This window comes from Pseudomonas sp. ASL7 (assembly GCF_056680375.1).
The window spans coordinates 5,063,376-5,078,026 of record NZ_CM155279.1; the positions used below are offsets into that span (position 1 = coordinate 5,063,376).

General features: G+C 60.2%; 8 protein-coding genes and 1 pseudogene. 6 read left to right on the forward strand and 3 right to left on the reverse strand.

What is annotated here, in order from left to right:
• Positions 1-36 precede the first annotated feature (36 nt).
• On the forward strand, positions 37-1,857 hold the full coding sequence (typA, locus tag AC1MDT_RS23540) for a translational GTPase TypA (RefSeq protein WP_480419176.1): 1,821 nt from the start codon (positions 37-39) through the stop codon (positions 1,855-1,857).
• Positions 1,858-2,102: 245 nt separating this feature from the next.
• Here the strand turns inward: typA and AC1MDT_RS23545 are convergent, their stop codons facing one another.
• Entirely contained in the window at positions 2,103-2,543 is a 441-nt protein-coding gene (locus AC1MDT_RS23545; protein ID WP_480422856.1) for a YkgJ family cysteine cluster protein, read from the reverse strand.
• Between the two features lie 259 nt (positions 2,544-2,802).
• Between AC1MDT_RS23545 and AC1MDT_RS23550 the strand changes: the two genes are divergently transcribed.
• The 5 genes from AC1MDT_RS23550 to AC1MDT_RS23570 all read left to right on the forward strand — a co-directional run bounded on the left by AC1MDT_RS23550 (position 2,803) and on the right by AC1MDT_RS23570 (position 12,335).
• The gene (locus tag AC1MDT_RS23550; protein WP_480419177.1) at positions 2,803-5,253 is read left to right on the forward strand and encodes a glycogen/starch/alpha-glucan phosphorylase; all 2,451 of its coding nucleotides are present in this window, start codon (positions 2,803-2,805) and stop codon (positions 5,251-5,253) included.
• Between the two features lie 268 nt (positions 5,254-5,521).
• Positions 5,522-9,109 (forward strand): DUF2339 domain-containing protein, encoded by a 3,588-nt coding sequence (locus AC1MDT_RS23555; RefSeq protein ID WP_480419178.1) that lies wholly within the window; start codon positions 5,522-5,524, stop codon positions 9,107-9,109.
• On the forward strand, positions 9,106-10,479 hold the full coding sequence (locus AC1MDT_RS23560) for a DUF3999 domain-containing protein (protein ID WP_480419179.1): 1,374 nt from the start codon (positions 9,106-9,108) through the stop codon (positions 10,477-10,479). Before AC1MDT_RS23555 ends, AC1MDT_RS23560 begins: the two co-directional genes overlap by 4 nt.
• Before the next feature lie 239 nt (positions 10,480-10,718).
• Positions 10,719-11,729 carry a class 1 fructose-bisphosphatase gene (locus tag AC1MDT_RS23565; protein ID WP_480419180.1) on the forward strand — a complete coding sequence of 337 codons (1,011 nt, stop codon included), beginning with the start codon at positions 10,719-10,721 and terminating at the stop codon, positions 11,727-11,729.
• 3 nt (positions 11,730-11,732) lie between these two features.
• Complete coding sequence (locus AC1MDT_RS23570) at positions 11,733-12,335, forward strand: DUF924 family protein (protein ID WP_480419181.1); 603 nt, start codon at positions 11,733-11,735, stop codon at positions 12,333-12,335.
• A 117-nt stretch (positions 12,336-12,452) separates the two neighbouring features.
• Here the strand turns inward: AC1MDT_RS23570 and AC1MDT_RS23575 are convergent, their stop codons facing one another.
• Together AC1MDT_RS23575 and AC1MDT_RS23580 are read right to left on the reverse strand one after the other, a co-directional pair.
• On the reverse strand, positions 12,453-13,217 hold the full coding sequence (locus tag AC1MDT_RS23575) for a methyl-accepting chemotaxis protein (RefSeq protein ID WP_414909658.1): 765 nt from the start codon (positions 13,215-13,217) through the stop codon (positions 12,453-12,455).
• A 93-nt stretch (positions 13,218-13,310) separates the two neighbouring features.
• Positions 13,311-14,651: pseudogene (locus AC1MDT_RS23580) on the reverse strand (HAMP domain-containing protein); the annotation flags it as partial.

Below are 14,651 nucleotides of genomic sequence, written 5' to 3' on the forward strand. Positions count from 1 at the left end.
TGTCAGCACACCGAATCCTCTGATCGAGATACACAAGTGATCGAAAATCTACGCAACATCGCCATCATTGCTCACGTTGACCATGGTAAAACCACCCTGGTAGACAAACTCTTGCGTCAATCCGGCACCCTGGAGCGCAACGAGCTCAACGACGAGCGCGTGATGGACTCCAACGACCAGGAGAAAGAGCGCGGTATTACCATTCTGGCGAAAAACACCGCCATCAACTGGAACGGCTACCACATCAACATCGTGGACACCCCGGGCCACGCCGACTTCGGCGGCGAAGTTGAACGCGTAATGTCGATGGTTGACTCCGTTCTGCTGCTGGTTGACGCTCAAGACGGCCCTATGCCGCAAACCCGTTTCGTGACCAAGAAGGCTTTCGAAGCCGGCCTGCGTCCAATCGTGGTCATCAACAAGGTTGACCGTCCAGGCGCACGTCCGGACTGGGTTCTGGACCAGATCTTCGACCTGTTCGACAACCTCGGTGCTACCGAAGAACAGCTGGACTTCAAAGTTGTCTACGCCTCGGCCCTGAACGGCATTGCCGGTCTGGATCACACCGACATGGCTGAAGACATGACCCCGCTGTACCAGTCGATCGTCGACAACGTACCAGCACCGAAAGTTGACCGTGACGGCCCGTTCCAGATGCAAATCTCGGCACTGGACTACAACAGCTTCCTGGGTATCATCGGCGTTGGCCGTATCGCTCGTGGTCGCGTCAAGCCGAACACCCAGGTTGTGGCGATCGATGCCGACGGCAAGCGCCGTAACGGCCGTATCCTGAAGCTGATGGGTCACCACGGTCTGCACCGTGTCGACGTTGACGAAGCAGCTGCCGGCGACATCGTCTGCATCAGCGGCTTCGATTCGCTGTTCATCTCCGACACTCTGTGCGACCCACTGAACGTTGAAGCGATGAAGCCGCTGACCGTTGACGAACCAACCGTTTCGATGACCTTCCAGGTTAACGACTCGCCGTTCTGCGGCCGTGAAGGCAAGTTCGTCACCAGCCGTAACATCAAGGAACGTCTGGACAAAGAACTGCTCTACAACGTTGCCCTGCGCGTTGAAGAAGGCGACACCGCCGACAAGTTCAAAGTGTCTGGCCGTGGTGAGCTGCACTTGTCCGTACTGATCGAAACCATGCGTCGCGAAGGCTTCGAAATGGGTGTTGGTCGTCCGGAAGTGATCATCCGCATGGTTGACGGCGTCAAGCACGAACCGTACGAAAACGTGACCATCGACCTGCCGGAAGAATCGCAAGGTTCGATCATGGAACAGATCGGTATCCGTAAAGGCGACCTGACCAACATGGTTCCGGATGGCAAGGGCCGTGTGCGCCTTGAGTACAACATCCCGGCTCGTGGCTTGATCGGTTTCCGTAACGAGTTCCTGACCCTGACCTCCGGTGCAGGCATCCTGACCTCGATCTTCGACCGTTACGACGTGATGAAGTCCGGCGACATGTCCGGCCGTCAGAACGGCGTGCTGGTTTCGGTGGCTACCGGTAAGGCACTGACTTACTCGCTGGAAACCCTGCAAGCTCGCGGCAAACTGTTCCTGGGTCACGGTGAAGACGTGTACGAAGGTCAAATCGTCGGCATCAACAGCCGCGACAACGACCTGGGCGTCAACCCAACCAAAGGCAAGAAGCTCGACAACATGCGTGCTTCGGGTAAAGACGAAACCATCGCTCTGGTTCCGCCTATCCGCTTCACCCTGGAGCAGGCTCTGGAATTCGTTCAAGAAGACGAATTGTGCGAAGTCACTCCTAAGTCCATCCGTCTTCGTAAGAAGATCCTGGGCGAAAGCGAGCGTACCCGCGCTGCCAAGAAGTCCGGTAACTAAGTTATTTAGTTAGCTGGCAAAAAAACGCCCCCGACCGCAAGGTCGGGGGCGTTTTTGTTTGTCTGGCTGTAGCAGCTGCCGAGCTTGCGAGGCTGCGTTCGGCTGCGCAGCAGTCGTAAAATCAAACGTCTCGGTGCATCATTTCGACCTTACTTCCCGGACTGCGACTGCTTCGTCCGAACGCGGCCCGAGCCGAACGCAGCCTCGCTGGGGCTCGACAGCTGCTACGGGGGATTAAGGCGTGTTTAAAATTTATCGAGGGTCCGACGGCTCTCGCTGGTCTCACGCGCCACTTCTTTGGGCTTGTAAGCGCAATACCCCGGCCGTGGGCCGATTTTCGGGTGGTTACGGCAGGTATCCGGGCGCTTTTCATAAATAGTGCACAGACGGCTCTTACGATCCAGGTACAGGCAATCGTTGTTGCTCATGCGCTGGAGGGTGAAGATCTCGGATTTCTGGTTGTAACGTTCGACGATCCCTTCCTTCTGCAAACGCTTGGCGATGTTCTTCGGCGGCTCGCCGCGCTCGAATTCATCGACGATGCCGATACGGATCAGATCCTTGATCTTGACCTCGACCGGCAAGGTGCAGCAGCTGGACACGCAGGAGCCGCACATCGGGGCGGAGTACTTGGCCCAGGTGTCGAGGCGATCGATCTCTGCGGCAGCGATCAGGTTGGGCTTCATCATCGGTTGTTACCAGCGTGTGCATCAGGGCGCGCGATCATACCGGGACTGGTGGATTTTTGAACAACCTTTCGCCAGATTTTTTCGAGTATCGCCCAGAAATACCCGTATTGCGGCACGAGGCCTGCATTCTTTACAGTGCGCGACAAGGTAATGTCGACCTAACTCACACTAACGGGAAAAACTGCCGAACCAGACTCCCAATGGCCTGTCAGACCGTCTAGGCTGAACTACTTCACGCTCGCTCGAGGTCCTATCGATGACTCAAGAACCACTTGTTCGCGAAGCAGAGGTGGCCGCATTTCGCGACGCCGTCTTGACCAAACTCACCTACGCGGTGGGTAAAGACCCGGATCACGCCTTCGACCACGACTGGTTCGAAGCCATTGCCCTGGCCGCGCGGGATCATATGGTCGAGCACTGGATGGATCACACCCGGCAGATTTACCGCAAAGGTCAGAAGCGCGTTTACTACCTCTCGCTGGAATTTCTCATTGGCCGGCTGCTCTACGACAGCCTCAGCAACCTGGGCCTGCTCGATGTGGCCCGCGAGGCCCTGACCGAACTCGGTGTCGATCTTGAACGCATTCGCCTGCTGGAGCCCGACGCGGCGCTGGGTAACGGCGGCCTTGGCCGCTTGGCCGCATGCTTCATGGAAAGCATGTCGACCCTCGGCATTGCCGGCCACGGTTACGGCATTCGTTATGAGCATGGCTTGTTTCGTCAGGCCATCGTCGACGGCTGGCAGCAGGAACAAACCGAACACTGGCTGGACTTTGGTAACCCTTGGGAGTTTGAGCGCCCAGAGGTCGTTTACCCGATAGGCTTTGGCGGCAGCGTTGAAACCGTCACTGACGAAGCCGGCAAGTCCAGGCAAGTCTGGACCCCGGCGGAAACCGTGCGTGCGATTGCTTACGACACGCCGGTGGTCGGTTGGCGTGGGGCGAGCGTCAACACGCTACGTCTGTGGCGGGCACGGGCCATGGAAGATCTGCACCTGGAGCGTTTCAACGCCGGCGACCACTTGGGTGCCGTGGCGGAAGTGGCCCGGGCCGAAAGTATCTCCCGCGTGCTTTACCCGGCCGACAGCACCGAAGCCGGCCAGGAACTGCGCCTGCGTCAGGAATACTTCTTCGTCGCCGCGTCCTTGCAGGACTTGCTGCGCCGTCATCGCAACATGCACACCTCGGTCCTGACCCTGGGCGATCACGCGGCCATCCAGCTCAACGACACTCACCCCTCGATTGCCGTGGCCGAACTGATGCGCCAGCTGGTCGACGTTTATGACGTGGCGTGGGACGCGGCGTGGCAGGTCACCGTCGACACGCTGTCCTACACCAACCACACACTGCTGCCGGAAGCGCTTGAAACCTGGCCGGTCGGTTTGATGGAGCGGATGCTGCCGCGGCACATGCAGATCATTTACCTGATCAACGCGCAGCACATCGACTCCCTGCGGGCCAAGGGCATTCACGATTTCGACGTGCTGCGCGCCGTCTCGCTGATCGAAGAAGACAACGGTCGTCGCGTGCGCATGGGCAACCTCGCGTTCCTCGGCTCCCACAGCGTCAACGGCGTGTCCGGGCTGCACACGCAGCTGATGCGCAAAACCGTGTTCTCCGAGCTGCACAAGCTCTATCCGGAGCGGATCAACAATAAGACCAACGGCATCACGTTCCGCCGCTGGCTCTACCAGGCCAACCCCGAGCTGACCTCCTTGATGGTCGATGCCCTCGGGCCGGATCTGCTGGACAACGCCGAAACGCGCTTGCTCGAATTGGAGCCGTTCGCCGAGAAGCCTGCCTTCCGCAAGCTGTTTGCCGAGCAGCGACTGCACAGCAAGAAGGCGTTGGCCTATCTGATTCACGAACGATTGGGGATTGCCGTCAACCCGGCGGCGATGTTCGATGTACAGGTCAAGCGGATCCACGAGTACAAACGGCAACTGCTTAACCTGATGCACACCGTCGCGTTGTATCAAGCCATTCGCGCCGAGCCGGAAATCGACTGGGTGCCGCGGGTGAAGATCTTCGCCGGCAAGGCTGCAGCCAGTTATCACCAGGCCAAGCTGATCATCAAACTGGCCAACGACGTCGCTCGGGTGGTGAACAACGACCCGACCGTGCGCGGTTTGTTGAAAGTGGTGTTCCTGCCCAACTACAACGTCAGCCTGGCGGAGAGCATCATTCCGGCGGCGGATTTGTCCGAGCAGATTTCCACCGCAGGCTTTGAAGCGTCGGGCACCAGCAATATGAAGTTCGGCCTCAACGGCGCACTGACCATCGGCACCCTGGATGGGGCCAACGTGGAGATGTGCGAGCGTATCGGTGCCGAGCACATGTTTATCTTTGGCCTCACTGCTCAGCAGGTTGAAGCGCGCAAGCAAAACCATGAGTTCAATGCGACACCGGACATTGCCGCCTCCCATCGCCTCAACGACGTGCTGCAAGCGATTCGCGGCGGGGTGTTCTCGCCGGACGAACCCTCCCGTTACGTGGGCTTGATCGATTCCCTGATCGACTACGACCGCTTCCTGGTCTGCGCCGATTTTGATTCCTACTGGGAAGCGCAAATGCGCGTTGAAGCGCATTGGCACGATGCTCAAGCGTGGTGGCGTTCGGCAGTGTTGAACACAGCGCGGATGGGCTGGTTCTCCTCTGACCGGACCATACGTGAGTACGCCACTGATATCTGGAAGGCGCTGGAGTAACTTTTAGCAATAGTTGCGCGCAAGGCCCGACGGTTGTTGGGGCTGGCCGATATACTAAGCACCGGCCACATCGGTGGCGCGTTGGCAATTCATTGTGGGAGCGAGCCTGCTCGCGATAGCGGACTGACATTCAACATTGATGTTGAATGTAATGGCCCCATCGCGAGCAGGCTCGCTCCCACAAGTTTGTGTGGTTTCACACTAAACTCAGCCAGAGGCTGCTTTGCCGGGGCTCACCCCATCGCGGGGCTACTTAGGGATATCGACCATGCAATGGATGTTCATGCTGATTGGACTGGTGCTCGGCTGGGTACTCGATGAGTCGATCAGCGATGCATTGCTGGGTGCGCTGCTCGGATTGGGCATCGGCCAGGCTATTCGCATTGGCCGCTTGAGTTCGCAATCGGCCGAGCAGCGCCTTCTGCTTGAACAGGCGCAGATAGCGCTGAATGCGCTGCAGCAACGCCTGGCGTTGTTGGAGGTGACCGGCGTTAAAACGCCAGCCGCCAGTCAACCTGATGTCAGCGAAACCTTCGTGACCCCCGAATTCATCCTCGACGAAATCCCTGCCGAAACGCCGGAACTGGTCTGGGAACTCCCGCCTGAACTCGAACCGATCACTACTGCGGCCAGCGAAACCAGTCGCCCACTGCCCGTCGATGCCTGGAAGCCGGAACCGGTTGCCCGTGAAGCGCAACAACCCGCGACCCCGCGCGGCCCCAACGTCATCGAACGCGCCATCGGCGGCGCTCGCGCCTGGCTGTTTGGCGGTAATACGGTGTTGCGGGTCGGCGTGGTGCTGTTGTTCCTCGGTCTGGCGTTCCTGCTGCGTTACGCCACTGAAGGCATGGTGGTGCCCATCGAATTGCGTTATGCCGGGGTTGCGGCGGCGGCATTGGGCCTTCTGGGACTGGGGTGGTGGCTCAGAACACGCAATAGCAATTACGCGTTGATGCTGCAAGGCACGGGCATCGCTGTGTTGTACCTGACCGTGTTTGCAGCGATGCGCCTGCACCCGTTGCTCGACCCGACCGCCGCCCTGGGCTTGTTGGTGGTCGTGACCGTGTTTTCCGCCATTCTGGCCATTACTCAGGATTCCCTGGCCTTGGCCTGCGCAGCCGCGTTAGGCGGGTTCGCCGCCCCCATCCTGACCTCCACCGGCGCTGGCAACCACGTCGCACTGTTCAGCTACTTCGCCATGCTCAACGCCGGCATCCTCGCGATTGCATGGTTCAAGGCCTGGCGTCTGCTGAACCTGATCGGTTTTGTCGGCACCTTCGGCATCGGTTTCGCCTGGGGCCTGAACGCCTACACGCCGGAACTGCTGTGGAGCACCGAGCCGTTCCTGATCGTGTTCTTCCTGATGTACCTGGCCATCGGCCTGCTGTTTGCCCGACGCAAGTTGCTGGAAATGAGCGACGCGCCCGAGGATGACAGCCGCGATGCGTTGCTGCGCTGGTCGGCGGGCAAAGGGGATTACGTCGACGGCACGATGCTGTTTGGTCCGCCGCTGGTGGGCTTCGGTTTGCAGTTTGCGCTGGTCCAGCATCTGGAGTTCGCGACGGCCTTCAGTGCGCTGGCGCTGGGCATTATCTACATGGGGCTGGCGCGACTGTTGATGGGCGGTCGAGCGTTGCTGGTGGCGGAGACCTGTCTGGCGCTGGGCGTGATCTTCGCGAGCCTGGCGATCCCGTTGGGACTCGATGCGCGATGGACCGCTGCTGCCTGGGCCGTGGAAGGCGCGGGGATTTTCTGGCTTGGGCTGCGTCAACAACGACCGCTGGCCCGAGCCTTTGCCTTGCTGCTGCAACTGGGTTCGGCGCTGGCGTTTCTCAGTCAGTTGCGGATCGGCGAAAACAGCCTGCTGGACGGCGCGCCGCTGGGGGCGCTGATGCTCGGCGTGGCGTTGCTGTTCAGCTTCTATCAATTGCGCAAAGCGTTGTCCGGGCAGGCCTTGGAGTGGGAGCGCAAAGGGCTGCCGGTGTTGGCCTGCCTCGGTCTGACGTTCCTTTATCTGCTGGCGCCGTTGTTCTTCTTGACTCAGGGCACGACGATCAGTTGGGCGTTGGCGGGGTTGGTGACGCTATTCGGCGGTCTGCGCCTGCAATCGCGTACGTTCCTGTTCACCGCGTTTGCCGTGCAGTTGTTGGGCGGGGCGTTGTTCCTGCTGCGGCTGCAAGGTTCGAGCGCAGAGTCTGCGGCCGTGTTCAGTGCGGGGTGGAGTGGGCTGTTGAGCGCGTCGCTGATCGGTCTGGCGTTGATCGCCGGCATGCTGTTGGCGGCTCGCGATGAGATGGTGCGCAGTGACATTCGACTGTTGCGCGGCTTGTCGGTGGTGTTGCTCGCCGGTCTGGTGCTGATCAATTTGGCGGTGCTGTTCGTCTTGCCTTGGCAAACTGCGAGCGCGGTGTGGGCAGCCAGTGGTTTGTTCATCATCTGGCTAAGCCTGTATTTGAAGCAGCGTGTGAGTTTTGTCTTCGGCCTGTTGTTGCAGGTGATTGGCGGCGCTGCGTTCATGCTGGCCGGCCCGGATCTGTTAGGCCCGTTGGCCAGCGAAGGTTTGAAACCGCTGGCGCACAGCGGGTTCTGGACACCGTTGGTGCTGGGCCTGGCCGCGCTAATTGGGGCCTGGCGCTTGCAGCTCGGCAATCACGCGTCGGCCTTCGATGCGCTGAGCTTGCAGCGTTTGTCCGAAGTGCTGCTGGTGTGGGGCGCGGGTTGGTGGGCGTTGGCGTGGGTCAGTGAAGTGCTGCGGTTTGCGCCGGTGGATCTGCACGCGACGTTGTTGCTGGTGGCTGCGGCCGTCAGCGTGACGCTGTGGACCGTGTTGGCCTTGCGCCTGAAATGGTCGTCACTCGGCTTGCTTTGCACTTTGCTGATTCCAGCGGCCGGCGTGGTATTAGTCGCTGCCTGGCACTCGCGTTATCACCCGGCCGCCCATTTCGGTTGGTTGGCCTGGGCGGCGGTGTTCGTCGTGCATTTCATTTCTTTGCGACGGCTGGCGCCGATGTTGCCGGAGCGTGCGCTAAGCGCCGCTCATGTGCTGGGTTGCTGGCTGTTGATGGGGGTGTTGGCGCTGGAGCTGCGATACGGCCTGCTGTTGCTGTCCGAGCAATACAACGCTTGGCGCTGGTTGGGGTGGGCGATCCTGCCAAGTCTTTATCTGGTGCTGATGGCTGCGCCGCGCAACTGGCCGTGGCCGGTGTCAGCCTATTCGCGCGAGTACCGGCTGTACGCCGCCGCGCCTCTGGCATTGCTGATGCTCGGCTGGTTCTGGCTGGCAAACATCGTCAGCGATGGCACCGCCGAGCCGTTGCCTTACGTGCCGTTGATCAATCCAATGGAGTTGGGCCTGCTGTTCGCACTGTTCGGCGTCTACATCTGGTCCCGCAGTGCTGTCACGCACCTGTCGATCCCCAAGATCTACGCCGAACGCGCCACGCAACTGATTGCCGGCATTTCGCTGTTCGTCTTTTTCACCGCGCTGGTGATGCGCACGGCTCACCATTGGGGCGGCGTGCCCTTCGAGCTACCAGCATTGCTCGAGTCCATGCGGGTACAGGCCGGTCTGTCGATCGTCTGGACCTTGATGGCTCTGGGTCTGATGATCGGTGGCCACCTGCGCCATCGCCGCGAGGTCTGGCTGATCGGCGCGGCGTTGATTGGCGTGGTGGTGGCCAAACTGTTCTTTGTCGAATTGAGTAACCGCGGTGGGCTGGCGCGGATCGTGTCGTTTATCGGCGTGGGTGTGTTGTTACTGGTGGTGGGCTATTTCGCTCCGTTGCCGCCCAAGCGCGCCGATGCTACGCCGGATCCTGAAAAACCGGCCTCGGAAACCGAAGGAGTGTCGTCTTGAGTCAGAAGTTGAACCTGGGATGGTTGGGTGCTGTGGCGTTGGGCGTGGCGTTGTCGGCCGGCGCTCAGGAAAAACCGGCGGACTTCGCCACACAAGTGCCTTTGACCGTCAGCGGTGAAGGCCCTTGGTATCGCCTTGAATTGCCTTTGAGTGTGCAACTGACGGCGCGGCAGACCGACCTGAGTGATGTCCGTGTGTTCAACGCAGCCGGCGAGGCCCAGGCTTATGCGCTGGCCCGAGAGCCGGCGCCAACCGACGAAAATCGCACCCTGACCGATGTGAAGTGGTTTGCGTTGTTTAATTCGGCGGACTCCACTGAACGCGCGCCCAGCGTTCGAGTGCAATCGAGCGCTAATGGCACGCTGGTGGAGGTGCAGCCATCCAGTCAGCTGGAGGCGGGAGAGGAGGTTCTGCGTGGCTGGTTGCTTGATGCCAGCAGCATCAAGGCGCCTTTGCGGCAGCTGATCCTCGACTGGACCAGCGAGCGCGACGGCTTCCAGCGTTTCACCATTGAAGCCAGCGACGACTTGCAGCATTGGCAATCATGGGGCGAAGGCCAGGTGGCGCGGTTGTCGTTCGCCGACGAACGGGTCGAGCAACATGAAGTCAGCCTGCCGGGGCAATCGGCGCGCTATGTGCGATTGCTGTGGACCACACCGCAATCGGCGCCGACACTGACCTCGGCGCAGCTGGAAAGCGCCAGCCCCCACAGCCTGCCGCTGCCGTTGGTCTGGTCGCAGCCATTGGCCGGCAATCGCGTGAAGGCCGGTGAATACACCTGGCAGTTGCCGATGGGGCTGAACGTCCAGCGCTTGCAGGTCGAGCTGAGTCAGCCCAACAGTCTGGCGCCGGTGACGTTGTCCGGTCGTCGAGAAAGCAGCTTGCCGTGGCAGCCGCTGAGCAGCGGGTTGCTCTATCGCCTGACCCAGAATGGCCAGGACGTGGTGCAGAACGAATTGCCGCTGTCGGGGCAAACCGTGCAGCAGTTGAAACTGACGGTGGATGATCGCGGCGGTGGCCTGGGTGCCGAGGCACCGACGATTCGGTTTGCTGTGCGTTCGACCCAAGTGGTGTTCCTGGCGCGTGGCGCCGGGCCTTACACGCTGGCGCTGGGGAGTGCGACGGTGAAGGCGGCGAGCCTGCCGTTGTCGACGTTGATTCCCGATTACAGCGCTGCCAGGCTAGCAACATTGGGCAAGGCGACGGTCGAGGGTGGCGCGGTAGTGACACCGGCCTTGCCGGCGACTTCGACAGCGATGTCTGATACGAACTGGAAGAAGTTCGGGTTGTGGGCGGTGCTGTTGCTGAGCGTTTTGTGCCTGGCGGCGATGGCGCTGAGCTTGCTGCGCAAACCCCCGGCCAAATCCTGAAAATGGCTGGCGCTGCGCACCATTCGCGAGCAGGCTCGCTCCCACAGGATATGCATTTCATTGTGGGAGCGAGCCTGCTCGCGAAAGCGGTCTATCGGTCGGTAAAATTGTCCGTTTCGAACTACGCTCAACCCGGCGCATGAACTCTATTGTGTGTATCACGTCTGATAGGAGGAAATGCGCCTCGACTCGCGTTAAACTGCGCGGGTTTTTAGCCCCCCATTCCTCCGGAGCCTTCCATGTCCCGCGTTACCCTGAGTCGCTATTTGATTGAGCAGACCCGTAGCAACAACACCCCTGCCGATCTGCGTTTCCTGATCGAAGTGGTGGCGCGTGCTTGCAAGGAAATCAGCCACGCCGTCTCCAAAGGCGCCCTGGGCGGTGTTCTGGGCAGCATGGGCACCGAAAACGTCCAAGGTGAAGTGCAGAAAAAACTCGACGTGATCTCCAACGAGATCCTGCTCGAAGCCAACGAATGGGGCGGTCACCTGGCCGGCATGGCGTCCGAAGAAATGGACAATGCCTACCAGATCCCGGGCAAATACCCGAAAGGCGCGTACCTGCTGGTATTCGATCCGCTGGACGGTTCGTCGAACATCGATATCAACGCGCCGGTCGGCACTATTTTCTCCGTGCTGCGTTGCCCGAACGAATACCTGAGCCAGAACGAGCCTTTGAACGAGAAGGCCTTCCTGCAGCCAGGCACCCAGCAGGTCGCTGCCGGTTATGCCATCTACGGCCCGCAGACCATGCTGGTGCTGACCTTGGGCGACGGCGTAAAAGGCTTCACCCTGGACCGCGAAATGGGCAGCTTCGTGTTGACCCACGAAGACATCAGGATCCCGGCCTCCACTCAGGAATTCGCGATCAACGCATCCAATCAGCGGCACTGGGAAGCTCCGGTACAACGCTACGTCAGCGAATTGCTGGCTGGCGAAGAAGGCCCGCTGAAAAAGAACTACAACATGCGCTGGGTCGCCGCGATGGTCGCGGACGTGCACCGCATCCTGACCCGTGGCGGTCTGTTCATGTACCCACGCGACAGCCGCGAACCCTCCAAGCCGGGCAAGCTGCGTCTGATGTACGAAGCCAACCCGATGTCGTTCCTGGTTGAACAGGCTGGCGGCGCTTCCACCGATGGCCATCAGCGCATCCTCGACATCAAGCCTGACGGCTTGCACCAGCGTGTCGCCGTGTTCCTGGGTTCGAAAGAAGAAGTCGAACGCGTCACGGCTTACCACAAGGCATAAACCATGACTGCGCCCTGGCAGCCGTTGCTTGAGTGGTGGTTCGGTAAAGCCCAAGCACCGAACGAAGTAGCGGCTGACAAGGGCAGGTTATGGTTCGGCAAGCGCGACAGCCAGGACCTTGAGGCGCAAACGCGTTTCGGGGACTGGGTCGAGCAGGCACTGGCCGGCGGATTGACTGACTGGGCGCAACGCCCCGAAGGTTGGCTGGCTCTGGTACTGCTGCTCGATCAACTGCCGCGAATGATCTACCGCGATACACCCCAATCCTTTTCCGGCGATTCCAGGGCTCAGGCACTGGTGGCGCAAGGCATTGCTGCGGATCTCGATCGGCAATTGCGGCCTATCCAGCGAGTGTTTATCTACCTGGTGTTCGAGCATTGCGAGAACCTGGCGGTGCAGAATGAAGCCGTTTCGCGGTTTATCGACTTGGTGGCGCAGCAGCCGGAAGCTGATCGGGCCGTGTTTGCCGATAACCTGGATTATGCCGAGCGGCATCGAGCAGTGATTGCGCGGTTTGGACGGTTTCCGCATCGCAATGCGGTATTGGGGCGGGTGTCTACGGCTGAGGAATTGGCGTTTCTATCGAAGCCTGGGTCGCGGTTTTAGCGCTTGGGTGTAGCTGATGCCGCCATCGCGAGCAGGCTCGCTCCCACATGGGATCTTCGTCGCACTGGAGATCCACTGTGGGAGCGAGCCTGCTCGCGAAGGGGCTCGAGAGATCACTTAGATCCTGAAGCTACCGACCAACTGCTTCAACCGCGCCGCCTGCTGTTCAAGATCGGCACACGCACGCAAGGTCGACTGCAAGTTCTCCACACCTTCCTGGTTCAGCGTGTTGATCTCGGTGATGTCGACGTTGATCGACTCCACCACAGCGGTCTGCTCTTCAGTCGCTGTCGCCACGGACTGGTTCATCCCGTCGATCTCACCGATACGCTGCGTCACGCTGCCCAGGCGTTCGCCGGCCTGATTGGCAATGCCCACGCTGCTTTCGCTCTGGCGCTGGCTGTCGGTCATGGTGCTGACCGCTTCGCGTGCGCCCACTTGCAGTTCTTCGATCATCTTCTGCACTTGCTGCGCCGAATCCTGCGTGCGGTGGGCAAGGTTGCGAACTTCATCGGCAACCACCGCGAAACCGCGTCCGGCTTCACCGGCACGGGCCGCTTCAATGGCGGCGTTCAGGGCCAACAGGTTGGTCTGTTGCGAGATGCTGGTGATCACTTCCAGAATCTGCCCGATGTTCACCGTGTTGCTGTTAAGCGTCTCGATGTTGCCGCACGAGTCGCTGATTTTCGCCGAGAGCTGCTGCATCGCTGCGATGGTTTTATCCACCACCTGCTGACCGTCTTCGGCCAGGCTGCGGGCATCGCTTGAGTGCTGGGAGGCGAGGGCGGCGTTCTGGGCGATTTCCTGGGCGGCGGCGCCCAGCTCGTTGATGGCTGCGGCGACGCTGCTGGTGCGCGAGGCTTGCTGGTCGGAATTGAACATCGACGAATTCGACGCGGCAACCACGCGCAACGCGACTTCGTTGACCTGGCCGGTGGCCGAGGCCACTTCCCGAATCGACGTATGAATGCGTTCCACAAAGCGGTTGAACGAAGTGCCCAGCGCACCGAATTCGTCCTGGCCGTGAATGGTCAGGCGTTTAGTCAGGTCGCCTTCACCTTCGGCGATGTCATGCATGGCGCGGCCCATGGTCAGCAGCGGTTGCATCAGGAAGCTGATCAGCATGCCCAGCAGGGCGATGATGATCACCACGGCAATGATCATGGCGATGATGGCCGAGGTGCGGAATTGGCTGAGCATCGAGAACGCGGCGTCTTGATCCAGGACCAGTGCCACGTACCAGTCCGCCGACGGCACGCCGTTGATGTGGGTGAAGGAGATGAACTGCGACTTGCCGTCGACCTCGACTTCTTTCATGCCCGGGCTGACCTTCGGCACACCATTGGGGTAAGCGTCGGCGAGGCTCTTGAGCACCAGTTTGCTGTCGGGGTGAATCAGGATCTTGCCGTCGGCGCTGACGATGAACGCATGGCCGTGACCGCCGAAGTTCAGGGAGTTGATGATCGCGCTGACGCTGGACAGATCGATGTCTGCACCCGCAACGCCAATCATTTGGCCCTGGCGTTGTACCGGCGTAGCGACCGTGATCACCAGTTTGCCGGAGGACGCGGCGATGTAGGGTTCGGTGACGATGGTCTGTTGCGCGCTGTTGGCCGCTTTGTACCAGCCTCGTGTGCGAGGGTCGTAATCGGCGGCACGATTGCCCGCCGGGACCGAGAACATGACGCCGTCAGTGCCGCCGAAATAGCTCAGCTGGAAGTTGCTGGTATAAGCCGGCAGGTCGATGGCGCGTTTGAGGTTGGCCTGGGCACTGCCGTCCACGGCGATTTGCTGGGACAGCGATTGCAGTAGCTGGATGCGGCCTTCCAGCCAGGTCTGAATGTTGCTGGTGGTCAGGCTGCCGAGTTCCTGCATCGAGGATTCGGTATTGCCGCGCAATGTCTGGCGCTGACGATAGTCGTTGAACAGGATGAAACAAGCGAATGCAACGGCCACCACGAGGGCGGCAGCCAACAAGATCTTGTGGCTGAACTTCATGTTTCTGGTCATTAAATGAGCTACCGCGGAGGGGACTGGTGTAGGAACGTGCTTGCTCGCGATGGATTTCAGAGCACCGCGTAACGTCAGCGAGTGCGCGTTATCGTTGACGCCCATCGCGAGCGAGCTCGCTCCTACTTGTGTCGACTGACCGGCGCCAAAGATTAGGCAGCTTTCTGCGAAAAACCATGAAATTTTCGACAGCACAAAAAAGTGGCTGATTTTTCGAACAAAGACAGACGAGCGGCCGGATAAATAGCCGGGCGGTGAGGGAACCAGATAGGGCTTTTCTCTTCTAAGCTTCTGCTTGGCAGCCAT